Source organism: Microbacterium sp. 67-17 (genome assembly GCF_001898325.1).
Taxonomy (GTDB): domain Bacteria; phylum Actinomycetota; class Actinomycetes; order Actinomycetales; family Microbacteriaceae; genus Microbacterium; species Microbacterium schleiferi.
In genome coordinates, this window is the sequence record NZ_MKTR01000004.1 from 1 (window position 1) to 22450 (window position 22450).

15 protein-coding genes and 3 tRNA genes are annotated in these 22450 nt (G+C 65.2%); 16 read left to right on the plus strand and 2 right to left on the minus strand.

Translation table 11 applies throughout. The features are described from left to right. Positions 1-179: 179 nt before the first annotated feature. The 3 genes from BGO47_RS01765 (at position 180) to BGO47_RS01775 (ending at position 5090) form a co-directional block, all read left to right on the plus strand. Positions 180-350 carry a hypothetical protein gene (locus BGO47_RS01765; protein ID WP_292707898.1) on the plus strand — a complete coding sequence of 57 codons (171 nt, stop codon included), beginning with the start codon at positions 180-182 and terminating at the stop codon, positions 348-350. Positions 351-410: 60 nt separating this feature from the next. Then, positions 411-3800, plus strand: coding sequence for a DEAD/DEAH box helicase family protein (locus tag BGO47_RS01770; RefSeq protein WP_292707902.1), 3390 nt, complete (start codon positions 411-413; stop codon positions 3798-3800). Between the two features lie 123 nt (positions 3801-3923). Continuing rightward, positions 3924-5090: a Fic family protein gene (locus BGO47_RS01775; RefSeq protein ID WP_292707904.1), complete on the plus strand. Its 1167-nt coding sequence runs from the start codon at positions 3924-3926 to the stop codon at positions 5088-5090. 77 nt (positions 5091-5167) lie between these two features. Here BGO47_RS01775 and BGO47_RS01780 read toward each other — a convergent pair whose 3' ends face one another. Next, positions 5168-5656: a YajQ family cyclic di-GMP-binding protein gene (locus BGO47_RS01780; protein WP_292707907.1), complete on the minus strand. Its 489-nt coding sequence runs from the start codon at positions 5654-5656 to the stop codon at positions 5168-5170. Between the two features lie 206 nt (positions 5657-5862). Here BGO47_RS01780 and BGO47_RS01785 point away from each other — a divergent pair, with 206 nt between their 5' ends. From BGO47_RS01785 to BGO47_RS01815, 7 genes are all read left to right on the plus strand, one after another. Next, on the plus strand, positions 5863-7098 hold the full coding sequence (locus BGO47_RS01785) for a maltose ABC transporter substrate-binding protein (protein WP_292707910.1): 1236 nt from the start codon (positions 5863-5865) through the stop codon (positions 7096-7098). A 72-nt stretch (positions 7099-7170) separates the two neighbouring features. Next, complete coding sequence (locus tag BGO47_RS01790) at positions 7171-8793, plus strand: ABC transporter permease subunit (protein WP_292707913.1); 1623 nt, start codon at positions 7171-7173, stop codon at positions 8791-8793. Position 8794: 1 nt separating this feature from the next. Further along, complete coding sequence (locus tag BGO47_RS01795) at positions 8795-9784, plus strand: sugar ABC transporter permease (protein WP_292707916.1); 990 nt, start codon at positions 8795-8797, stop codon at positions 9782-9784. 3 nt (positions 9785-9787) lie between these two features. After that, positions 9788-11263 (plus strand): alpha-amylase family protein, encoded by a 1476-nt coding sequence (locus tag BGO47_RS01800; protein WP_292707919.1) that lies wholly within the window; start codon positions 9788-9790, stop codon positions 11261-11263. Between the two features lie 119 nt (positions 11264-11382). Beyond that, positions 11383-13302 carry a glycoside hydrolase family 13 protein gene (locus BGO47_RS01805; RefSeq protein ID WP_292707922.1) on the plus strand — a complete coding sequence of 640 codons (1920 nt, stop codon included), beginning with the start codon at positions 11383-11385 and terminating at the stop codon, positions 13300-13302. Between the two features lie 21 nt (positions 13303-13323). Then, complete coding sequence (locus tag BGO47_RS01810) at positions 13324-13824, plus strand: FBP domain-containing protein (RefSeq protein WP_292707925.1); 501 nt, start codon at positions 13324-13326, stop codon at positions 13822-13824. After that, positions 13821-14732, plus strand: coding sequence for a PfkB family carbohydrate kinase (locus tag BGO47_RS01815; RefSeq protein ID WP_292707927.1), 912 nt, complete (start codon positions 13821-13823; stop codon positions 14730-14732). The genes BGO47_RS01810 and BGO47_RS01815 overlap by 4 nt, the downstream gene beginning before the upstream one ends. A 226-nt stretch (positions 14733-14958) precedes the next feature. Here the strand turns inward: BGO47_RS01815 and BGO47_RS01820 are convergent. Further along, positions 14959-15040, minus strand: a tRNA-Tyr gene (locus BGO47_RS01820). Between the two features lie 197 nt (positions 15041-15237). On the opposite strand from BGO47_RS01820, the gene BGO47_RS01825 reads away from it, so the two are divergent. The 6 genes from BGO47_RS01825 (at position 15238) to BGO47_RS01850 (ending at position 22403) form a co-directional block, all read left to right on the plus strand. After that, a complete protein-coding gene (locus tag BGO47_RS01825; protein ID WP_292707931.1) occupies positions 15238-16296 on the plus strand; it encodes a hypothetical protein in 1059 nt (352 codons plus the stop codon). Between the two features lie 20 nt (positions 16297-16316). After that, positions 16317-17117, plus strand: a complete 801-nt coding sequence (locus BGO47_RS01830) for an inositol monophosphatase family protein (RefSeq protein WP_292707933.1) — start codon at positions 16317-16319, stop codon at positions 17115-17117. A 316-nt stretch (positions 17118-17433) separates the two neighbouring features. After that, a complete protein-coding gene (locus BGO47_RS01835) occupies positions 17434-18807 on the plus strand; it encodes a M23 family metallopeptidase (protein ID WP_292707936.1) in 1374 nt (457 codons plus the stop codon). A 73-nt stretch (positions 18808-18880) separates the two neighbouring features. After that, positions 18881-18952: transfer RNA gene (locus BGO47_RS01840), tRNA-Thr, on the plus strand. Positions 18953-18987: 35 nt separating this feature from the next. Continuing rightward, a tRNA-Met gene (locus tag BGO47_RS01845) sits at positions 18988-19061 on the plus strand. Between the two features lie 564 nt (positions 19062-19625). Beyond that, positions 19626-22403, plus strand: coding sequence for a PA14 domain-containing protein (locus BGO47_RS01850; RefSeq protein WP_292707939.1), 2778 nt, complete (start codon positions 19626-19628; stop codon positions 22401-22403). Positions 22404-22450: the final 47 nt, after the last annotated feature.

The window sequence follows — 22450 nt, forward strand, 5'->3', positions numbered from 1 at the left end:
GCGAGCTCCTTCTGCCGACGCCTGCGCTCCTCGCGCTCCGGACTGATAGCCATGGTCTCCATGATGTTCTCCTTCGAGGTGAACCCCACTCACACAGACCATCTGACACCCCCGGGAAACCGGCGTCGCAGTGTCAGATCGACCATAACGTTGCGTGGGCTGACGGCGGGGAGACATCCGTGACCAACACGGCACCGTTATGCCAAGGCCACCACACCGTGAGACATCACGGCGGGTGGCAGGTCACCCACCTCGACGACGGGTCGCTCGAATGGGTATCCCCGCACGGGCGCCGGTATGTCGTGAAACCGGAACGACACCTCCCCACCTTCTACCCCAACGCGGCTTGACGGTCCCAGTAGCATCGGCTCAAGGGGTCGGCCGGCGACTCCTGACAGAGGAGCCGTTCGGTGGGGAACTTCGACTTCGTCGCGCAGGAGTGGCCGCAGGTCGGTGACGCCGCTGCGCGCGCCGAAGCCTATCTGCGCGCCGACCCGCGAGCATCCGCCACCTACGCTCGGCGCGCTGCCGAACTCTTCACCGCCTGGATCTACTCCGCCGAGAACCTCGAGCGCCCCTACGACGACACCTTCGCCAACCTGACCGCGCAGAGGTCGTTCCGCGACACCGTCGGCGACTCGATCTGCGGCAGCCTCAGGATCATCCGTCTCGTCGGCAATGACGCCGTCCACAAGGATGACGACATGACGCTTGCGCGGGCGCGCGGCTCCCTCGAGCAGCTTCACCGCGTGTGCCTCTGGCTTCACCACTGCTATGGCGACCCGGCAGCACCGCAGCCGGAGCCGTTCGCGTTTGATCGAGTGCCACCGGCACCCGAGTCGGTCGTACGACAAGCACGTAGCGAACTCCTCACAATCCAAACCGAGTTCGACAACGCCCGCGCGCAATTGAGCGAAGCGGCGGCGCTCGGCGCCAAAGCGCAGGCCGAAATTGAGGAGTTACGCGCAGACATCGCGCGGCTCAAGGCCGAGAACATCCAGCGCAACACCGCGCACAAGATCGCGGATCCGACCGACGCGACCGAGGCCCAGACTCGCGAACAGCTCATCGACCTGCTGCTCCACGAAGCGGGCTGGCCGCTCGATGATGCCCGCGACCGCGAGTGGCCGGTCACCGGCATCCCGAGCCCGTCGGGAGCCGGCAAGGTCGACTACGTGCTGTGGGGCGACGACGGAAAGCCGCTCGCCGTCGTCGAAGCCAAGCGCACCTCGAAGAGCGCGAAAGAGGGACGCGAGCAGGCCGCGATCTACGCGGATGCCCTCGAACGCGACACCGGCCAGCGCCCCCTCATCTTCTACACGAACGGGTACGACACCTGGTACTGGGATGACCGGCGCTACCCGCCGCGCAAGGTCGCAGGATTCCTCACGAAAGACGAACTGTTGCTGGCCGTGCAGCGGCGCACGACGCTCAGACCACTCGAGACCGTCGCGGTCGATCGAGAAATCGTCGAGCGGTCGTACCAGCTGCGTGCCATTCGGGCAGTGAGCGATGCATTCGAGCACAAGCGGCGTCGAGCGCTGCTGGTCATGGCCACCGGTACCGGCAAGACCCGCACCGTGATCGCGCTCGTCGACGTGTTACAGCGCGCGAACTGGGTCAAGCGCGTACTGTTCCTCGCCGACCGCACCGCGCTCGTGAACCAGGCGGTTGGCGCCTTCAAGACGCACCTGCCCGACAGTGCACCGGTGAATCTGCTTACCGACCGCGATAGCGAGGGTCGTGTCTTCGTCTCCACCTACGCGACGGTGATGAACCTCATCGACGCGGGAGACGACAACCTACGCCGCTTCGGCCCCGGCTACTTCGATCTCATCGTGGTCGACGAGGCGCACCGATCGATCTACAACCGGTACGGCGAGATCTTCGACTACTTCGACGCGCTCGTCGTCGGTCTTACCGCTACGCCCCGAGCCGACATCGACCACAACACGTATCGACTCTTCGAGCTCGACGACGGAGTCCCCACTGACGCTTTCGAACTCGACGACGCGATTGCGGGGGGTTTCCTCGTGCCGCCGAGAGCTCGCGTCATCGACCTCGGGTTCATGAGTCGCGGCATCCGCTACGCCGACCTCAGCGACGAGGAACGCGAGCAGTGGGACGCCCTCGAATGGCAGGACGGCGACATCCCCGACGAGGTGGATGCCGCAGTTCTGAACCGATGGCTGTTCAACGAAGACACCGTCGACAAGGTCCTCGAGATCCTCGTCGATGAGGGACACTACGTCCAGGGCGGCGACGTGCTCGGCAAGACGATCATCTTCGCGAAGAGCCAGAAGCACGCCGAGTTCATCCAGGAACGCTTCGACGCGAACTTCCCCGAGCAACGCGGCCAGACGGCGGCAATCATCACGCACGCCTCGGGGCCCTACGTTCAGGACCTCATCGACAGGTTCTCGACCCCGGGCGCGAAGCCCCACATCGCCATCTCCGTCGACATGCTCGACACCGGCATCGACATCCCGGATGTCGTCAACCTCGTGTTCTTCAAGCCGGTGCATTCGCAGACGAAGTACTGGCAGATGGTCGGACGCGGCACCCGCCTGCGTCCCGACCTGTACGGCCCCGGCAAGCCGAAGACCGACTTCATCATCTTCGATGTATGCGGCAACATCGAGTACTTCAACGCCGACATTCCCGAGGCATCCGGTCATCGAATGGCATCCGTCTCGGAGCGCGCCTTCCTCGCGCGCCTGCGACTGCTCGGACTGCTCGCAGGTCGCGACGACACGGATGCTGCGCCGCTGCGTGACCAGCTCGCGACGCGCCTTCACGCCGCGGTGGGTGGTATGAACCGCCAGAACTTCCTCGTCCGCAAGCACCTGCGCGCCGTCGACCGGTTCACCCCCGCCCGGGCGTGGCAGCACTTCACATCCGCCGACGTGGATGACGCAGCCGCTCTCGCTGGGCTGCCGACGGCGTCAGAGATCGACGCCGACGAAGCGGCGAAGAGGTTCGACCTGCTCCTGCTCGAGGCGCAGGTCGCTGTTGCCGGCGGCGACGCGGTGCCGCAGCTGATCGTCGCACGGGTTGCCGATGTCGCTGCCGCGTTGCTTCAGCGCCGCGGCATCCCGGCCGTCGATCAGCAGGCTGCGCTGCTCAGCGCCATCAGCGACCCGGAGTGGTGGGATGCCGCGAGCCTCACCCTTCTGGAGTCTGTGCGCGTCGGCCTGCGCGGGCTCGTGCGACTCATCGATGCGCGCGGTCAGCATCCGATCTACACGGACTTCGTCGACACGATCGCCGAGCGCCGCGACATCGACATCGTGCGGGTCATGCCGGGACTGGACCGTCGCGCTTTTCGCGAGAAGGTCCTCGGATTCCTCGAGGGTCATCGCGACAACCTCGCGCTGCGCAAGCTTCGGACCGGCCGCGAACTCACCTCCGTCGATCTCGCCGAACTTGAGGCGATCCTCGTCAGTGTCGGGGGAGTGGATGCCGAGCAGCTGCGAGCTCAGGCCGACGAAGCACGCGGCCTCGGGCGACTCATCCGTTCGATCGTGGGGCTCGATCGTTCAGCGGCCGAAGCCGCGCTCGGTGACTTCGTGGCGGCATCCGGTTTCACACACCGCCAGCACGTATTCGTCGATCTCATCGTCGAGCAGCTCACGATCGCGGGCTACCTCGACCCGCGGCGGCTCTACGACGACCCGTTCACGGGAGTCGCTCCCGGAGGGCCGGACGCCCTGTTCTCCGAGGCGCAGGTCACCGACCTCATCGAACGCCTGCGTCAGCTCGACGAGTCGGCCGAGCCCCACGACTCGGCATCCGCCTAGCCGTCACCGCGGTGGTGTTCGGGGCGCTCTACCGGTAGTTGACGAACCTGCTGACACCAGTACAAACATCAATGAGTCATTGATGTTTGTAAAACATCATGATGCTAGGTGATAATACTCACCATGAGCGCAGAGAAAGAAATTACAAACATGTTGTTCGTTGCTCCGACGCTTGACGAGCGCGAGCTTGAGGTGCTCTCTCAGATTGAGTCCCTGAAGAAGAGCCTACGTTTCCAGCTCACCGAGCCGCGCAGGTGGAGCGGCGCGCTCCGGCGGATGGCGTTCGCGCGAAATGTTCAGGGGTCGAACAGCATCGAGGGCTACGAGGCCGCTTTGGATGACGCGGCAGCGGTCGCTCTTGGAGAGGAACCACTCGACGCGAGTACGGAGACTCGGCTCGCGCTCGAGGGGTATATCAGCGCGATGACATACGTGCTTCAGATTGTGCAGGAGCCGGAGATCTCTGTCTCTGAGCACCTCATCAAGAGTCTTCATTTCATGATGACCAGCTACGACCTCAAGAACCGGCCTGGTCGTTGGAGGGCGGGCGCAATCTACGTTCAGGATGAGAGGACTGGTGACATCGTCCACGAGGGTGTCGACCTCGAACGTGTCCCAGATCTCATGTCGGCCCTGATTGCGAGCATGAATGAGCCTGCAGAGACCACATTGGTGGCTGCAGCGATGGCACATCTGAATCTCGTCATGATCCACCCCTTCCGAGATGGAAACGGCAGAATGGCGCGCTGCCTGCAGAGCTTTGTGCTGGCAGCAGACGGTATTCTCGCGCCGGTGTTCATGAGCGTGGAGGAGTACCTCGGGCGAAACACGCAGGCATATTACGACGTCTTGGCGAAGGTTGGCGGTGGAACATGGAGCCCAAATAACGACGCGAGGCCCTGGGTTCGATTCATGCTCACCGCCCACCTACGTCAGGCATCCACGCTGCAGCGCCGGGTCAGGGCCAGTGAGCAGCTCTGGGTGGAGCTCGAGAAACTTCAGGAAAGCCACCGCCTCCCTGAGCGTGCCATTGGCGCTCTCTTCGACGCGGCGTACGGCCTGCGTGTGCGGAGATCGACCTACATGGCGACCCTCGCTGAGATCGATGAGGAGATTTCGGAGCAGACCGCCACGAGAGATCTCCAGGCACTCACCGACAGCGGGCTCCTCGTGCCTTTTGGAGAGCGCCGGGGTCGCTACTACGTAGGAGCCGAGCCGTTGCGCGCGCTGAGGGAGATGGCTTCGCCTCGCCGAATACGAGATGATTCAGACCCCTTCGCGGGCAGCTGATCAATCAAGAGCAGCGCAGTCACGCTCGATTCCGCGGACCCCTGTGGGCCGAAACCGGAACACCCGGGCAGAGGGACCTACCGGTAGTTGACGAACTGCAGGTCGACGTCGAGATCGGCGGCCTTGAGGATCCGGATGACTTCTTGTAGGTCATCCCGGCTCTTGGACTGCACGCGCAGCTCATCACCCTGGATTTGCGACTTCACCGACTTGGGGCCTTCGTCGCGAATGATCTTGCCGATCTTCTTCGCGTTCTCCTGAGAGATCCCGTCCTTGAGGCTCGAGACGATGCGGTACTCCTTGCCGCTGGCCGTCGGCTCGCCTGAGTCGAGGCTCTTCAGCGAGATCCCGCGCTTGATGAGCTTCGACTGGAACACATCCAGTACAGCCTTGGCGCGCTCTTCGGAGTTGGCCTTGATGAGGATCTGCTCACCGCTCCAGGCAATCGAGGCGTCAGTGCCCTTGAAGTCGTAGCGCTGCTCGACCTCCTTGCGTGCCTGGTTGAGGGCGTTGTCGGCCTCCTGGCGGTCGACCTTGCTCACGATGTCGAACGATGAATCAGCCATGGGGGAATTCTAACGACGCCTCCTTCGTGGAAGCGTTTCCATAGGGATGACGATCACAAACTGGTCTCGATACTGGGGATAGGTCTCGCGTCATCCACGTCGGGATGTTACAAATGTAAGCGCTTGCAGAAACCGCGAGCACACTGGTTCGACGCGGAACACTCGCGACGGCCGATCACATCAGCACTCAAGAGAGGCACACACCAATGAAGGTGAACATGAGGAGCATCGTCGCCCTGGGCGCGATCGCTGCGATTTCATCTCTGACCCTCGCCGGTTGCGCGGGCAGCTCAGACAGTGGCGAGACCACGGCACCGGACATGTCCGGCTCCATCACCGTGTGGGTCGACGCCGACCGTGCAGGCGTGCTCGAAGCGGCCGCTGCCGACTTCACCGAGCAGACCGGCGTTGAGGTCACCCTCGTCCAGAAGGAGTTCGGCGAGATCCGCGACCAGTTTGTCCAGCAGGTTCCGACCGGCGAAGGCCCCGACATCGCTGTGGGCGCGCACGACTGGCTGGGCACCCTCGTGACCAACGGCGTCGTCGCACCGGTCGAGCTCGGCGACAAGGCCGGCGACTTCGAGGATGTCGCCATCAACGCCTGGGCCTACGACGGCCAGACCTACGCCGTTCCCTACGCGATCGAGAACATCGCCCTCATCCGCAACACGGATCTCGTGTCCGAGGCTGCAACTGACTACAACGACATGATCGCCAAGGGTCAGGCCGCCGGTACCGAGTACCCCTTCCTCGTGGGCCTTGACCCCGAGGCCGCGGACCCGTACCACCTGTACCCGTTCCAGACCTCGTTCGGTGCGCCGGTTTTCGGTCAGAACGCCGACGGCAGCTACAACGCCGACGACCTGCAGATCGGCAATGAGGGCGGCGTCGAGTTCGCCAACTGGCTGGGCGAACAGGGTGCTGCCGGCATCCTGAACACCAACATCACTGGTGACCTCGCGCTCGAGAACTTCACCTCGGGCAAGTCGCCGTTCTTCCTGACGGGCCCGTGGAACGTCCCGGCGATCGAAGAGGCCGGCATCAACTTCTCCGTAGACGCGATCCCCTCGGCCGGTGGCCAGGACGCACAGCCGTTCGCTGGTGTGCAGGGCTTCTTCCTGAGCTCGGAGAGCGAGAACACCCTCGCAGCGAACGAGTTCCTCGTCAACTACATCGGTAGCGAAGATGTTCAGCTGGCCCTCTACGAGGTCGGTGGCCGCGCGCCCGCGCTGAGCGCCGCCTTCGACCAGGTCGAAGCGAGCGACCCCGTGGTCGCCGGATTCGGTCAGGTCGGCGCCAACGCCGTGCCGATGCCGAGCATCCCCGAGATGGGCTCCGTCTGGCAGTACTGGGGCGTGACCGAAGCTGCGATCATCAACGGCGGCGACGCGCCGGCGCTGTGGACGCAGATGGCGGCCGACGTTCAGGCAGCGATCGAGTAATCCGATCCGCGCAGGTGGGGTGGTGCTCAGGCGCCACCCCACCTCGTGCCCCGCCCAGGAAGAGGGATGAGGATGTCTGCTCCGACCACCGAGAATCGCGATCCCGCGATCGACCCGCGCCGTCGCAAGAACTCGGCACGCGCGCGCCGCATAGCGGATTCCGCCGGCGTCGGCTGGAAAGTGCTGCTGTTGAAGATCGTCGCGATGGCGATCATCGACGCGCTCGCGCTGTACTCCGTGCTCGTGCTCATGCAGAGCGAGCAGTGGATTCCGATCGTCGTCATCCTGCTCATCACGGGCTTCGCGAACTACATCTACTTCAGCCGCGGAAACCTGCCTGCGAAGTACCTCATCCCCGGGCTCATCTTCCTCTTCGTCTTCCAGATCTTCGCGGCTGGCTACACCGCCTACGTCGCCTTCACGAACTACGGCACCGGCCACAACAGCGACAAGGATGCCGCGGTCAACGCGCTCCTCCTCCAGGCGCAGGAGCGGGTGCCCGATTCCCCCGCCTACAAGCTCACGATCGTCGAGCGTCTCGGGGAACTCTCGTTCCTGGTCACCGACCCCGATGGGGTCGTTGAGATCGGCAACGACGACAACCCGCTCGAGCCGGTCGAGAACGCCGAGATGGATGGCAGCAAGGCTGTCGGTCTCGACGGATACAACAGCCTGAACTTCTCGCAGATCGTCGCGAATCAGCAAGAGATCGCCGCCATGGCGGTCCCACTCAGCGACGACCCGAACGACGGATCCCTGCGCACCCCCGACGGTTCCAGCGCCTACGTCTACCTGTCGAAGCTCGTCTATGACGAGCAGGCCGACACAATGACCGATACCCGCACGGGAACGGTCTACTACGACATCGGAACCGGCGCCTTCACAGCCGAAGACGGCACGGAGCTGCTGCCGGGATGGCAGATCTTCGTCGGCTTCGACAACTTCACGCGCGCCTTTACCGAAGAGTCCATCCGCGGCCCGTTCTTCTCCGTGCTCGCCTGGACGTTCGTCTTCGCGTTCCTGTCGGTGGCCACGACCTTCGTGCTGGGGCTGTTCCTTGCGATCGTCTTCAACGATCCACGGATGAAGTCCAAGAAGTACTACCGGGTGCTCATGATCCTCCCGTACGCGTTCCCCGGGTTCCTCTCGGCGCTCGTGTGGGCAGGCATGATGAATCAGGAGTTCGGCTTCATCAACGTCGTGCTCTTCGGCGGTGCCGACATCCCGTGGCTCACCAACGAGTGGCTGGCGAAGTTCAGCATCATCCTGGTGAACCTTTGGCTCGGGTTCCCCTACATGTTCCTCATCTGCACCGGTGCGCTGCAGTCGATCCCCGACGATCTGCAGGAGGCCGCCCGGGTCGACGGGGCCAACGCGTGGCAGGTTTTCCGCAGTATCAAGTTCCCGCTCCTGCTCGTTGCCGTGGCGCCCCTGCTGATCGCCTCGTTCGCCTACAACTTCAACAACTTCAGCCTCATCTACATGCTCACCGGCGGTGGGCCCCGGGATGCGACAGCCGGCGTCAACGTCGGTGCCACCGACATCCTGATCACGATGGTCTACAAGGTCGCCTTCGTCGGTTCGACAGCCGACTACGGATTGGCGAGCGCGTTCTCGATCATCATCTTCCTCATCGTCGGCACGATCTCGATCATCGCGTTCCGACAGACCAAGGCACTCGAGGAGTTGAACTGACATGAGCGACTTCCGTCCCGGCGCTCCGGCAGCCAAGGGCCTTCTCGAGAAGGTCGCCGACGAAGACACCGAGATCACCTCGAGTCGCGGCGGCAGCGGGGGAGCCGGCGTCCCCGGCGGCGCGCCCGCGCCCCGTCGACCGTTCCGCCGCTACTTCCGCGAGACCGGATGGCGCCACCTCATCGGCATCGTGGTCGGGATCTTCGCGATCTTCCCCCTGCTGTACGTCATCTCGGCATCCTTCAATCCCAACGGCACGCTGCTGACAGCCAACGGCCTCTTCCAGCGGCTGAGTCTCGACAGCTATGTCTCGTTGTTCACCAGTGCGCAGCATCCGTACGGCGCCTGGTTCGTGAACACGCTTGTCATCGGATTGATCACCGCCGCAGGAACCGTGTTCCTCGGCGCGCTCGCGGCATACTCCTTCTCGCGCATGCGGTTCACGGGTCGTCGCGTCGGTCTCACCACGCTCCTGGTCGTGCAGATGTTCCCGCAGCTGCTCGCGGTTGTCGCGATCTTCCTGCTGATGGTCGCGATCGGCGACATCTTTCCCGCGATCGGACTGAACTCCCAGATCGGGCTGATCATGGTGTACCTCGGCGGCGCGCTCGGGGTGAACACCTACCTCATGTACGGGTTCTTCAACACGGTTCCGTCGTCAATCGATGAAGCAGCCAAGATCGATGGGGCAGGTCACGCCCGCATCTTCTTCACGATCATCTTGCGCCTGGTCGCACCGATCCTCGCGGTCGTGGGGCTGCTGTCGTTCATCGGAACCTCGAGCGAATTCGTGCTCGCGAGCGTGATCTTGATCGACCCCGACAAGCAGACGCTCGCCGTGGGACTGTACAAGTTCATCTCGGACGAGTTCTCGAAGAACTGGTCGGTGTTCGCCGCCGGCGCGGTGCTCGCCGCCATCCTGCCCGTTGCCCTGTTCCTCGCGCTGCAGCGTTACATCGTCGGGGGCCTGACTGCGGGAAGCGTGAAGTAACGGATGCCGGGCCTTCGCGCCCGCGCCGGGGCGGTGGTGGCCGCAGTCTCGGCTGTGGTGCTTCTGCTCGCCGGCTGCACGCAGGCCTCGATCGAGGTGCCCGAGGCTGCCGCACCGGATGTCGGCATCGAGCTCTTCCAGCTGCCGTGGACGTCTGTGGCGCAGGAGTGCGAGACGACCCTCGCACCCGCGGGTATCGCCTGGGTGCTGCTCTCGCCGGCGCAGGAGCACATCGCCGCCGACGAATGGTGGGCCTCGTACCAGCCGGTGAGCTATCAGCTCGCGTCGCGCCTGGGTACCAGGGACGAGTTCGCCGACATGGTGCAGCGCTGCAACGCCGCGGGAGTCGCGGTGATCGCCGATGCCGTGATCAACCACATGACGGGGCAGAGCGAACCCGGCGTCGGATACGCCGGCGCGGCGTACGCGCACTATGACTACCCGGACCTGTACGCGGAGTCGGACTTCCACCACTGCGGCCTGACCGCAACCGACGACATCCAGCTCTACAAGGACCGCGAGCAGGTGCAGAACTGCGAGCTCGTGAACCTCGCCGATCTCGACACCGCGAGCCCCACCGTGCAGGCGACAATCGTTGCCTACCTCAAGGACTTGATTTCTCTCGGGGTATCCGGCTTCCGCATTGACGCTGCCAAACACATTCCAGCCACGGATGTCGAGGCCATCGTCTCGCAGCTGCCGCAGGGTACCCGCATCATGAGCGAGGTCATCCGAGGAGCCGGCGAACCGATCACCCCCGACGAGTACGTGACCTTCGGCGAGGTCTTCGAGTTCACCTACGCCCGCGAGCTCACGCCACCCCTCGAGAACGGGGTCTTCACCGATCCCGTACTCTCCGATGACCGCCCGCAACAGGTTTCCTCGGAGGCGGCGATCGTGTTCGTCGACAATCACGACACCGAGCGGGGCGAGGCGAACGTCACAGCGCGTGATCCGCAGCTCTACGTCATCGCGAACGCGCTCATGCTCGCCGACGACTATGGCACCCCCGTCCTCTATTCGGGATACGCCTTCACCGACCGGGATGCCGGGGCGCCCACGGATGCCGACGGTCGCGTCCTCGAGGCCAGCTGTGCTGACGCCATCGGTCCCACCGCAGACCTCGCCGACGGCGAGCGCACGTGCGTGCAGAGCTGGCCGGCAATCCGCGGCATGCTCGCGTTCCGTGCGATAGCGGGGGAGGCCCCCCGGATGCCGGGAGTCGACTCCGGCGATGCCTACGGCTTCGAGCGCGAAGGCCGGGGCGTCATTGCGGTGAACGTCGGCGACGACATGCAGCGCATCGAGGTCCCCACGACGATGCCAGACGGTGCCTACTGTGATGTCATCACCGGGGGACCGGATGCCGCCGGCGACGGCGGGTGCGCCGGAGCTGAGTACGCCGTGTCCGGTGGCATCGCCGTGTTCGACCTCGAGCCGGGTGCTGCTGCCGCCATCCATCTCGGCTCGAGGCGTTGACCACGAAACCGGACTCCACAACTGAAGAACAACCTGAGGGCTCTGTCATGGCCGCGGCCGTGCAACCACGATTCCCCGACCGACGGCGCACCGCGCCGACATCTCGAAACGGACCGATCATGACCACGCCCGACTTTCTTCCCCACCACGATGGGTCCCCGCTCCACGTGTCGACCCAAACGCCAGCGCTCGGTGATCTCGTTCGGGTTCGCCTGCGAGTTCCCGTCGACTATCCCGCGCTGCGGGCGGTCCGTACGCTCTCCAATCCCGACCACGAGCCTGCGTGGACCGAGGCGACCGAACTCGGCACCGCCGACGGGTGGACCTGGTGGGAGGCCCCGATCGTCGTCCGCAACCGTCGGCACGGCTACCGCTGGCTGCTCGTCCACGAATCCGGCCGCGTCGAGTGGCTCAACCAGGCTGGCCTGTCCGACCTTGAGACCCGCGACGCCGACGACTTCGCCCTCATCGCCCACCCCGCCCCGCCGGAGTGGATGTACGACGCCGTCATGTATCAGGTCTTCCCCGACCGGTTCGCCCGCTCGGCGGCGGCGGATCGGCATCCGACCCCCGACTGGGCCATCCCGGCGACATGGGACGAGCCGGTCGACCCCGTCATGCCCGGGCGCTCGCAGCAGTTCTACGGCGGCGACCTCGACGGCATCCGTGAGCACCTCGACCACCTCGTCGGCCTCGGCGTGAACCTCCTCTACCTCACTCCCTTCTTTCCGGCAGCCTCCAACCACCGCTACGACGCGTCGAGCTTCACGAGCGTCGACCCCCTGCTCGGCGGAGATGAGGCGCTGATCCGTCTCGTCGAGGCGGCGCATGAGCGCGGCATCCGTGTCATCGGCGACCTCACCACGAACCACTCCGGCGACCGGCACGAGTGGTTCCAGGCGGCGCTCGGGAATCCCGAAGCGCCCGAGGGCGAGTTCTACTACTTCACGGATGCAGCGCACACCCGTTACGAGTCGTGGCTGGGCACCCCCACTCTGCCGAAGTTCAACTGGGCCTCGCCGGAGCTGCGTCGCCGATTCATCGAAGGGCCGGATTCGGTCGTCGCGCAGTGGCTCAAGCCCCCGTTCTCGCTCGATGGCTGGCGGATCGATGTCGCCAACATGACGGGGCGGCTCGGAGATGTCGACCTGAACGCCGAGGTGCGTCAGCTCACCCGCCAGACGATGATCGAAACCAACCCCGACACGATCCTCATCGCCGAGATCACCAATGACGCCTCGGGTGATCTCACCGGGGACGGGTGGCATGGCGCGATGACCTACCCCTCGTTCGCGCGTCCGCTGTGGGCATGGCTCTGCGAACCGACAGGCGAGCCGTACCTGACCGGCGAAGGGCAGGAGCGTACCGAGCCGTGGTTCTTCGGTCAGCCGGTCGGCGGCATCCCGCGCTATGACGCGAGACAGTTCGTCGGCGCGGTCACACGGTTCACGGCGGGCATTCCGTGGCGCGTGCGACTGGGCAACATGCAGACCCTCGACAGCCACGACACCGCCCGCTTCGCGACCAACGCACCGGCGGAGGTCATCCCGCTGGCTGTCGGCCTGTCGATGACACTGCCGGGGATGCCGGTGCTGTTCGCCGGCGACGAGTTCGGTCTCGTCGGCGCCGACGGTGAAGCGAGCCGCACGCCGATGCCGTGGGGAACGGAATCACAGCCCGCAGCTGCCGCGAGGCTCGACCTGTACCGGCAGCTAATTGCGCTTCGGCGTGAGCACCCCGCGCTTGCGACCGGCGGACTGCGCTGGGTGCACGTCGACCAGAGCGCGGTCGTGTTCGTGCGCGAGAGCGCTGAGGAATCGATCCTCGTGCTGGCATCCACGACGGATGCCGACATCACGCTTCCCGCAGCAGCGCTGCTCGGCGCCGACCGTGCAGAGGCACTCTTCGGTGATGCGGCGCTGGCAGCCGGAGCGGACGGCAGTGCCGGCATCCGAGCCACAGGCGCCACCTTCGCAGCCTGGGTCCTCCCGGGTGTCGATGTGCCGGAGCCGGGAGACAGCGGGGACGCCCCTTCGTAGGATGTCGGGGGAGGAGGTGGCATGCGTCCGCTGACCGAAGAGGAACTTCGCGCGTCGTTCGTCAACGCTGCACCCGATGAGCTTCGCGTGATCGAGGTTCCGCTGAGTGCCCGCACGACCGACTGGTATCACTTCGACTTTCTCGCCTGGCGCGACCCCGAGTTCCGGGGCCGCGGATACCTCGTTGCCGAGGTTGATGGCCAGCCGCGGGGAGTCGTGCTTCGGGCATCCGAGAGCTCGGCACGGTCGCGCGCGGCGATGTGCAACCTCTGCCACACGATGCAGCCCGGCAACCAGGTCTCGCTGTTCACGGCGCGCCGCGCCGGGGATGCCGGTGCTCACGGTGACAGCGTCGGCACCTACATCTGCACCGACCTCTCGTGCCACGACAACGTGCGCCTGGCCGCACCGCTCGCGCCCAGTGAGATGCGCGGTAGCGTCGATCTGAAAATTGATGGCACACGGCGCCGCACCGAAGCGTTCGTCGCGCGTGTGCTCGAGAACGGAGAGGCCCCGGCATGAGTTCGGTCGTGGTGATCGGCGACGCGCTGATCGATGAGTTGCGTGATGACACTGGCGTCAAGGAGTTCGTCGGTGGCGCAGCCCTGAACGTGGCGGTGGGACTATCGCGACTGGGTGTTCCGACCACGCTGATCGCGATGGTCGGAGACGACGAGGCCGGTGCGAAGATCCGCGCCTATCTCACCGACTACGGCGTCAGTCTGCTCGCCTCTCCCTCACCGCTCGGAAGCTCGCGAGCTGTGAGCGTGCGTGTCAATGGTGAACCGACCTACGCCTTCAACGATGCGGCCAAGGCCCGTCATCTCACGTTCGATGAGGCCCAGCGAGCGGCTATCGCGGATGCCGATCGCGTCGTTGTCAGCTGCTATCCGTTCGACGACGCCGAACCGACGGCGTCGCTCATCGATGCGGTAGGCGCGGCATCCGATCGCCTCGTCATTGACCCGAACCCTCGCACCGGCATGATGAAGGACCTTGACGAGTTCCGTCGCGGGTTCGAAGCGCTCGCCGACGGGGCCGGTGTCGTGAAGATCGGTGATGATGACGCGACGCTTCTCTACGAGACGGACCTGGATGCCGCGGTCGCCCGGATGCGTCAGCTCGGCGTGCCGACGGTTCTTGCCACTCGGGGTGCCGCCGGGGCGACCCTGGTCACCGACGAGGCAACAGTGAGTAAGCCCGTCTCGTTGCTTCCGGGCGCGGTTGTCGACACGATGGGCGCGGGGGATGCTTCGCTGGCAGCACTCGTCGCAGGGATCGTGCAGCAAGACCCCACGAGCGCAGATGAGTGGACCGACGTACTCGCGGACGCGATGGACATCGCCGCAGCGACCTGCCGCTTCCCCGGCGCGCTCCTGCGCACCCCGGCGGCGCTCGCCGGCGACGACATGGACCGCATCGGCACCTGAGCTCGAAGGTTCGAACCCGCAGTCCCCAGAATTGTTCAAGGGCCCCCGCTTCGCGAGAGCCCTTGAACAATTTGTGGCAGGTGAGGGATTCGTCCCCACCGCCCCTCCACACGCTGCTGCGCAGCGCGTGGAGCCTCTGGCGGCGTGGGCCCACCCGAGGGTTCGAACCCGCAGTCCCCAGAATTGTTCAAGGGCCCCCGCTTCGCGAGAGCCCTTGAACAATTTGTGGCAGGTGAGGGATTCGAACCCCCGAAGGCTATGCCGGCTGATTTACAGTCAGATCCCTTTGGCCGCTTGGGTAACCTGCCAAGTGCGCACCCGCCCAGCTTGTACAGTCGACCGGAGGCGCGACTAGCAATATTACAGCGAGTGACGGGCTCCCAGAAATCGTGTCCCTCGCCAACTGTCGGCGGCAGTCAGGGTCTCCACAACTGACGCGAATCGGGGGTCTCGATCTGAGGTTCGCGTGCGAGGATGACAGCGACATCGATCCTCGGGAGGATTCATGACCACGCCGCAGCCTGACGCCCAAGCGCCACATGTCCCCTCGCCGCCTCCAGAGGCCGGAGCCCCCGAGCAGTCCTTCGCCGCACGGTCGCCCTACGCCCGCGCCGCGATCTGGGTTGCCGTCGGCGCACTCGTCGCGGCAGCACTCATCTGCGTGGTCTGGGTCCTGGTTGGTCCGCAGGCCGGTTCCATCGTTCGCGCGTTCCTCACCGTGCTGCTCTTCGCCGGCTTCGCGGGCATCGCCATCATGGAAGCGCGACTCGCGCCGCGCCGCCCAGCATGGTTCGCCATCGCAAGCATTGCTACCTGGGTCGTCGCACTGCTCGCGGGAATCATCCTGATCTGGATGCCCGAGCCGTGGTCGTTCTACGGGTGGGGCTTCGTCGGACCCGAACGGTTCCTCCGCTTCCTCCTCGTCGTGCTCGTGCTGCAGCTTGCCCTCCTGCATGCCCGGTTCTTTCTCCGCGCTGCCCTCCGGCACGTGACGGCCGTGAATCGCATTCTTGCTCCCGTCACGGTCGGGCTGGTCGCGGTGCTTGCGCTGCTTCTTCTCATGCCGCTGATCTTCAGTGACTGGATCTACTTCACGGAGTTCTACTGGCGGGTGGTCGTGGCGGTCGTGATCCTCGCCGCGGTCGGAACAGCCCTTGTGCCCCTGCTCAATCTTCTTTTCGCGCCTCGGCCCGAAGGGGCTGCTTCGGTCGCGCCCGTCGCTCCCGCACCCGCGGCAGCGCAGACGGAGCGCGAGTTGCTCCCTTGGCCGATGTATATCGACGGTGTGACACCGCTGCCGATGTTGCCCGACGGCTCACCCGACTGGAACGCCTATTACACGGGGCATCCCACGCCCGGCGCGCAGATCTTCGCTCCGGTGTCAGCCCCGCCCGCGCCAAGCGCTCCTGCACCGACTCCCGAAGCCGAACCATCTGCGCCGACGGCCGATGATGGTGCATCCGAGTCTTCAGTGCCCGTCGATTCGGACGCGAGTGCCGGCGCTGTCGCGGAGTCGGCACCGGAGGCTCCCGCCGAGCCCACGGAGCCGCCGCGGCAGCCCTGATCGCGCGCTAGCGTGAAAGGGTGACCGACACCGATCCGCGTGAACTCGAGAGCATCGCTGTAAACCTCGCCCGCGAGGCTGGCGCTCTGGCGCGACAGCGACGGAGCGAGGGTGTCTCGATCGCCGCGACCAAGTCAGCCCTGGCGGACATCGTCACCGAAGCCGATCGCGAGGTCGAGACGCTCATTCGCTCGAGGCTGCGAGAAACCCGGCCGGCCGATGGCTTTCTCGGCGAAGAGTCGGATGCCGACCCTGGCACCAGCGGCATCACGTGGGTCGTCGACCCGATCGATGGCACCGTCAACTATGCGTACGGCATCCCGTTTTACGCCGTGAGCATCGCGGCGGTGCACGGGAGCGCCGACCCGGAGACCTGGACGGCACTCGCTGCCGCCGTCTATGTGCCATCCCTGGATGAGATGTTCCATGCGGCGCGGGGTGCGGGCGCGTGGCTGGACGCGCGGCCGCTGCATGTGGAGGCTGACGCTTCGGCTGCCGGCGCTTTGCTGGCGACCGGCTTCGGGTACGACCCCGCGACCCACGCGGGTGATCTGGGCCGTGTCTCCCGGGTGATGCCGATCGCTCGAGACATCCGCCGAATGGGCGCGGCATCCATCGATCTGTGTTCGGTAGCGGCAGGCCGGGTCGATGGGTACTTCGAGCGAGGGCTGAAGCCCTGGGACCACGCCGCCGCGGGCCTCATCGTGACCGAGGCGGGGGGACGCTTCGAGCTCTTCCCGGCTGATGAGACCGGCCGCGTGCTCGTGGTCGCCGCGATCCCCGGGGTCTTCGATCGACTGGCCACGCTCGCGCAACCCTGACAACGGATCTGCGGATACCACTGTGGAATCCGCAGAAGGGGGCACCGCCCATGGCTTTCTCAGGTGGGAGCAGGTAGCGTTTACCGTATCGTTACCTTCCCTGCGCATCCGGGAAACCCGCGCGGAGCATGGTGAGTACCATCCGAAACACCCGTGTCGTACCCGAACGACCGAGAGCGAGACCGTGACCCCCGATACTCCTGCGCCTGACGCAGCGCCAACGCGCCGCTCCAGTCGCACATCTGCCGCGCCCTCGTCGGCGCCGGAGATATCGGGCTCTTCTCGCGCGGATCTGCGCCGAGGACGCCGCGTCGACGTGCCCGCAAGTGAGGCTGGGTACTCGAGCGCTGACGAGCTCGCCCCGAGGCCGGCAGGCCTGCGGTCACGGCTGCACAACGTTCCGCTGACAGATGCCGAAGCAGGCGCCCTCTCGGGTGCCGGACTCGATTCTCCCCGCCCGGCTGAGCAGGCGGCTGCCGAAGAGGTCGCTGCCCCGACCGCGCCGCTGTCTCGGCGCGCCCGCCGTGCCGGTGTCGCTGCCAGCTCTTCGGTCTCTGAGACGGTCGTGTCCGACCAGGTGATCGAGGTCGTTTCGGTTGGCGACGACCCCGAAGACGCTGCGCCCGCGCTTGCCGACACCGACACCGACGCCGCTTCGCCCGCTGCGGAAGACGAGCCGGCTGCGGCTGCGCCCGACCAGCCAGCGGTGGGGCACGCTTCGGTTGCCGATGAATCCCGCACACCGGCAAGCGACGGCACCGGTGACCTCTTCGAAGAAGTCGTGCGCACGTTCGGTGCCACGGGAGAGAACCCCACGCTCACGCCGCGTGCCTCGACGACGACGGAGTCTTCGGCTGCGGATGAAGAGTCGCCCGAACCCGCGCACGTTGCGCACCGCCGTCTCCGCGTCGGATCCGTGCGCAAGCTTGCAACCACATCGTTCTCGGTCGGCGTCATGGGCATCGTCGGCCTGCTCGCCGTCGGCATGACGACCCCTGTCGAAGCAGTTGCAGCTGCCAGCGGCGGCCAAGGCCCCACCGCTTCCATCGTCGCTCTCAGCGATGTTGAGTCGACAGCGGCGCCCAAAGAGGACATTCAGGCGTATGTCGCGCCGGCGGAGGCATCCACGGCTGCGCTCAGTCGGCAGGAGGGCTATTCGGCAGTGTCGATGGCCGAGCTCGCCGTCGAAGCCGGCGTGCGTGAGGTTGCTTCGACGTACGTCAACAACGCCGCGGCTGCCGTGCAGTACCCCTTCACGGTCGGCGTTCCGATCAGCTCTCCGTATGGCATGCGGTGGGGCCGGATGCACGAGGGCGTCGACTTCGCGCCCGGCGGGCAGGGGGCTGAGATCCACGCTGTCGCTGATGGTATCGTCCGCATCGCTACCGAGGCCGGTGGCGCTTACGGCGTCCACGTCGTGATCGACAGCATCGTGGATGGCGAGCTCGTTTCGACGAACTATGCGCACATGCAGTACGGCTCGCTTCGCGTCCAGGCCGGGCAGGTCATCAAGCTCGGTGACGTGGTCGGAACCGTGGGCACGACGGGCCGCTCGACGGGTCCGCACCTGCACTTCGAAGTGCTGCTGAACGGCAAGACCCCCACCGAGCCGATGGCGTGGCTTGCGGCGCACAACGTGGCATCGACAGTGGTGACCGTGCCCGACGCTCCCGCAACCGTCGACCAGTAGTGACTCCGGCTGTCGATTCCTGCGGATCACAGCGCTCTGATATTCTCTTCTAGTTGCCCGCGCGTCGGGCTTCGCCCCGATAGCTCAGTGGCAGAGCACTTCCATGGTAAGGAAGGGGTCGTCAGTTCAATCCTGACTCGGGGCTCGCAGCATCCATCTCGTGACCGACGGATGCCGTGCGGCAGGGTAGCTCAGTTGGTGAGAGCGCACGACTCATAATCGTGAGGTCGCGGGTTCAAGCCCCGCTCCTGCTACTTCGGGGGAGAGGACTCTGGTCTTACTCGAATAATCGCCGAGGACTGGGACCGTATGGGCGCTGTTGCCGTGTCCGGTGTGCTGGTTTTCGTTGCTCGTCCTTTGGGATGGGTCGATCGGAGCCACGCAGGGGGAGCGCGCCGCTGCCGCGAGCTGAGTTTGTCCTGTATGGGGCGTATGTGTAGGTTGTGAGCACGCCGGGTCTGATCTCCGGCGTGCGTGAGGTCTTTCCCGGGGGTGGTGGGAGACCCGCGCCGGGGGCTATGGCGGTAGCGGTGATCACTGTCGGTCGTTGGGCTTTTCTCGCTTTTGTGACCGTATGCGCGATGGTGTTCGGGCTTGTCGGTCCGGTGTTCGCGCAGGAGCCCGGTCTGGAAGAGGTGCCGTCGACACCGTCGCCCGCGTTGCCGTCTTCTCCTGTTCCGGAGTATCAGCCTCAGGTTCCGGCGGGTGATCTTGACGTGCCTGAGGACACGGTGTCTGGAGGTTCTGGTTCGGTGTCGCTGGATTTGCCGCCTTTAGACGTGCCGGGTGGTGGCGAGTTGGGGTCGTCTCAGGCTTCGTTGGCTGAGGAGGTTGAGAACCTCGATGTGGTGTTGCGGGACGAGTTTTCCACGACGTACGAGCGTGATGATGGGTCGATGATCCGAGAGATGGGGGCCGTCGCCCTGAATGCCCGTGACGGTTCGGGGGTGTGGAGGGAGGTTTCGACCGGGCTTGTCAAGACTCCCGGTGGGTGGGAGAGCGGTCCTCATCCGTTGTCTCCGGAGTTTGCTGACACAGCGGATGCCGATGAGGCCGTGTCGGTCACTCGGAACGGTCATGAGGTTTCTTTCGGGCTTGTCGGTGCGATGCCGGGGACACTTGCACCCCGGCTCCCGCGGTCCTCAGCGCCGCGCGGCCTGACGTATCGCGATGTCCAGCCGGGGGTGGATCTCAAGTATGAGGTTCACGCGGATGCTGTGAAGGAGATTGTTGTTCTCCACGAGATGCCGGATGGCGTCGCGCGGTGGGAGTGGCGAATCGACGTGGGCGAGTTGACACCTCGGCTAGCGGCGGAAGCTTCTGTTGAGCTCGTGGATAGTGCAGGCCAGGTTGTTGCGGTGATCCCGTCGCCTGTGGCGTGGGATTCGTCGGGAGAGCCGGGTAAGTCATCGGATGCCGTGACGAACCCTCGGCTTACGCTGCGCCACGTGCAGGGCTCTGAGTGGTCGTATGCGCTTGCATTGTCGCGTTCCTGGCTCACCTCGGCGGATCGGGTGTTTCCTGTCCATGTGGATCCGACGATCCAGGTCCCAACCTCGTACAACAACTCGTTCAAGAGCGACGGTGCTGTCTACTGGGGTCAGCTGCACATCGGTAACACCCGTCAATCGAATGCGAACGTTTTCTGGCGTTCGGTGGTGTCGTATCCGTACGGGGATGTTCCGGGGAAGTTCATCGCCAACGCGCAGATCGGACTCGCCTACGACGGGGTGGGTTCTGCTGCATCCCATGGCGGTGCGATCAGTCGAGCGTCATGCCTTGGCTACAACTGTTTGGGCGAGTGGGTGACAGGCTTTAGCCTCGGGTCGGGCGCGACCTGGACGGACGGGTGGTCAGTTGCGCAGCGTCTGGTGAACTGGATGGGCGCTGGGGACATGACACCCACCTTCATCGTGCAGGGTAACGAGAACAGTGTCTACAGCCACAAACGGATCGTCTCGAATCTCTTCGTTGAGTATTGGGATTTCCCGAGCGTTTGGGGACACCTGTACCCCTACCAGGGGGTGGGTTTGACCCCGACGCTCGCGGTGGGTGCCACCAACCCGGGCGGCCGTGCACAGCAGTACGCGTTTGAGGTGGCGACCGACCCGGGGATGGCCAATGTTGTCGCGGCATCCGGATGGCTCGGGTCGATGACGTGGTCTGTCCCGGAGGGAATTCTCCGACCGGGCGCTCAGTACTACTGGCGGGCGCACCTTATCGACGATGTCCACGGGCATCTCGGGCAGTCCACCTACCGCGTCACCCCTACCTACGCGTTCACCACCAATCAGGTGCCCCTGCCCGCCGCGTGGACCGGGTCGCCGGGGAACCCTGTCACGGAGGCGCCGCAGACGCTGACGACGCTCACGCCGAGCCTTGCGTTGGCGGGTGCTCCGACGACGGATTCGGATTCGAACGCGGGCATGCAGTACCGGTTCCAGCTCGCTACGGGTTCTGACGCAGCTTCGGGGGCGGTTGTCACCTCGGGGTGGTTGAGTCCGGATGCGGGAGGGAACGTGTCGTGGCAGGTCCCACCGGGTACTGTGCAAGACGGTGGCGTGTACACCTGGCGGGTGGCGTCGAGGGACGGGTCTGACACGAACACGTTCAATGACTGGGTCAAACGCTTCAAGGTCGACCTACGTCTGGGCGCTTCGGGCCCGTCACCGTTTGATACCGCGGGGCCGGTGACGGTGAATCTTGCCAACGGGAACGCGAACCTCTCGTTCGCCTCACCGACGGTTCAGACCCTCGGCGGACCGATGGGGATGTCGTTCACCTACAACTCGCAGGAAGTCAAGGACGCCAACCGCGGCCTGGTCGGCGAGTACTTCGACGCCCGGGTCAACGGAGCGGTGCCTGCGGATGCGACGTTCGACGGGAAGGTCCCGCTGCTTGTCCGTACCGATCCCGCGGTGTCTTTCGACTGGGGCGAGGGGTCGCCTGCGGATGCGGTGCCCGCTGATTTCTTCATGGCCCGCTGGACCGGTTTCGTGACCCTCCCTCCCCAGTACGTCGGTCAGCCCGTGCAGTTCGGGGTGCGAAAAGATGACGCCGCTCGGCTGTGGATCGCTGGGGAGCAGGTTCTCAACGAGTGGTCCCACACGTCAGGGATCGCGTTCTGGGGTCCGTCTCGTACCTACGGTGGGTCGGCGATGAGCGTGAAGTATGAGTACTACGAACACGCGGGTTCAGCAGGCGCGGAACTGCTTGTACGGGTCGGCGGCCAGGAGTTCGTGGTTCCGCCGGACTGGTTCACGAAACGGGTGCAGACGATGCCCGCGGGGTGGTCCGCGTCGACGCCGATCGCGGGGGATGCGACCGCGTGGGTGTCCGCGCAGCAGTCCACCTCTGCTGTTGTGCTGACGGACGCGACCGGTAAGGCCCACACCTACACTCGCACTTCGACGGGAGGGTACACGCCCCCGGCGGATGAGTATGGGACGGTGTCGTTGGATACCAACGGGTGGGTGGTGTTCACCGACGAGGGTGGCACGGTCTATCAGTTCGGGAAGGAGGGAAGGATCTCCTCGGTCACCCCACCGGAAAGTGTCAAGGCGGGTGAGACAGATTCCGTCAGGCGGTCTGTATGAGGGCCTCCTGTGAGGGCTGGTTGATCCAGGCGGCCTCGGGCAGCTTG

What these genes read in the sequence shown, in the direction of transcription:
- BGO47_RS01790 (WP_292707913.1), top strand. Translation starts at nt 7,171, where the DNA reads ATGTCTGCTCCGACCACCGAGAATCGCGATCCCGCGATCGACCCGCGC.
- BGO47_RS01805 (WP_292707922.1), top strand. Translation starts at nt 11,383, where the DNA reads ATGACCACGCCCGACTTTCTTCCCCACCACGATGGGTCCCCGCTCCAC.
- BGO47_RS01775 (WP_292707904.1), top strand. Translation starts at nt 3,924, where the DNA reads ATGAGCGCAGAGAAAGAAATTACAAACATGTTGTTCGTTGCTCCGACG.
- BGO47_RS01815 (WP_292707927.1), top strand. Translation starts at nt 13,821, where the DNA reads ATGAGTTCGGTCGTGGTGATCGGCGACGCGCTGATCGATGAGTTGCGT.
- BGO47_RS01780 (WP_292707907.1), bottom strand. Translation starts at nt 5,656, where the DNA reads ATGGCTGATTCATCGTTCGACATCGTGAGCAAGGTCGACCGCCAGGAG.
- BGO47_RS01785 (WP_292707910.1), top strand. Translation starts at nt 5,863, where the DNA reads ATGAAGGTGAACATGAGGAGCATCGTCGCCCTGGGCGCGATCGCTGCG.
- BGO47_RS01795 (WP_292707916.1), top strand. Translation starts at nt 8,795, where the DNA reads ATGAGCGACTTCCGTCCCGGCGCTCCGGCAGCCAAGGGCCTTCTCGAG.
- BGO47_RS01825 (WP_292707931.1), top strand. Translation starts at nt 15,238, where the DNA reads ATGACCACGCCGCAGCCTGACGCCCAAGCGCCACATGTCCCCTCGCCG.
- BGO47_RS01810 (WP_292707925.1), top strand. Translation starts at nt 13,324, where the DNA reads ATGCGTCCGCTGACCGAAGAGGAACTTCGCGCGTCGTTCGTCAACGCT.
- BGO47_RS01800 (WP_292707919.1), top strand. Translation starts at nt 9,788, where the DNA reads ATGCCGGGCCTTCGCGCCCGCGCCGGGGCGGTGGTGGCCGCAGTCTCG.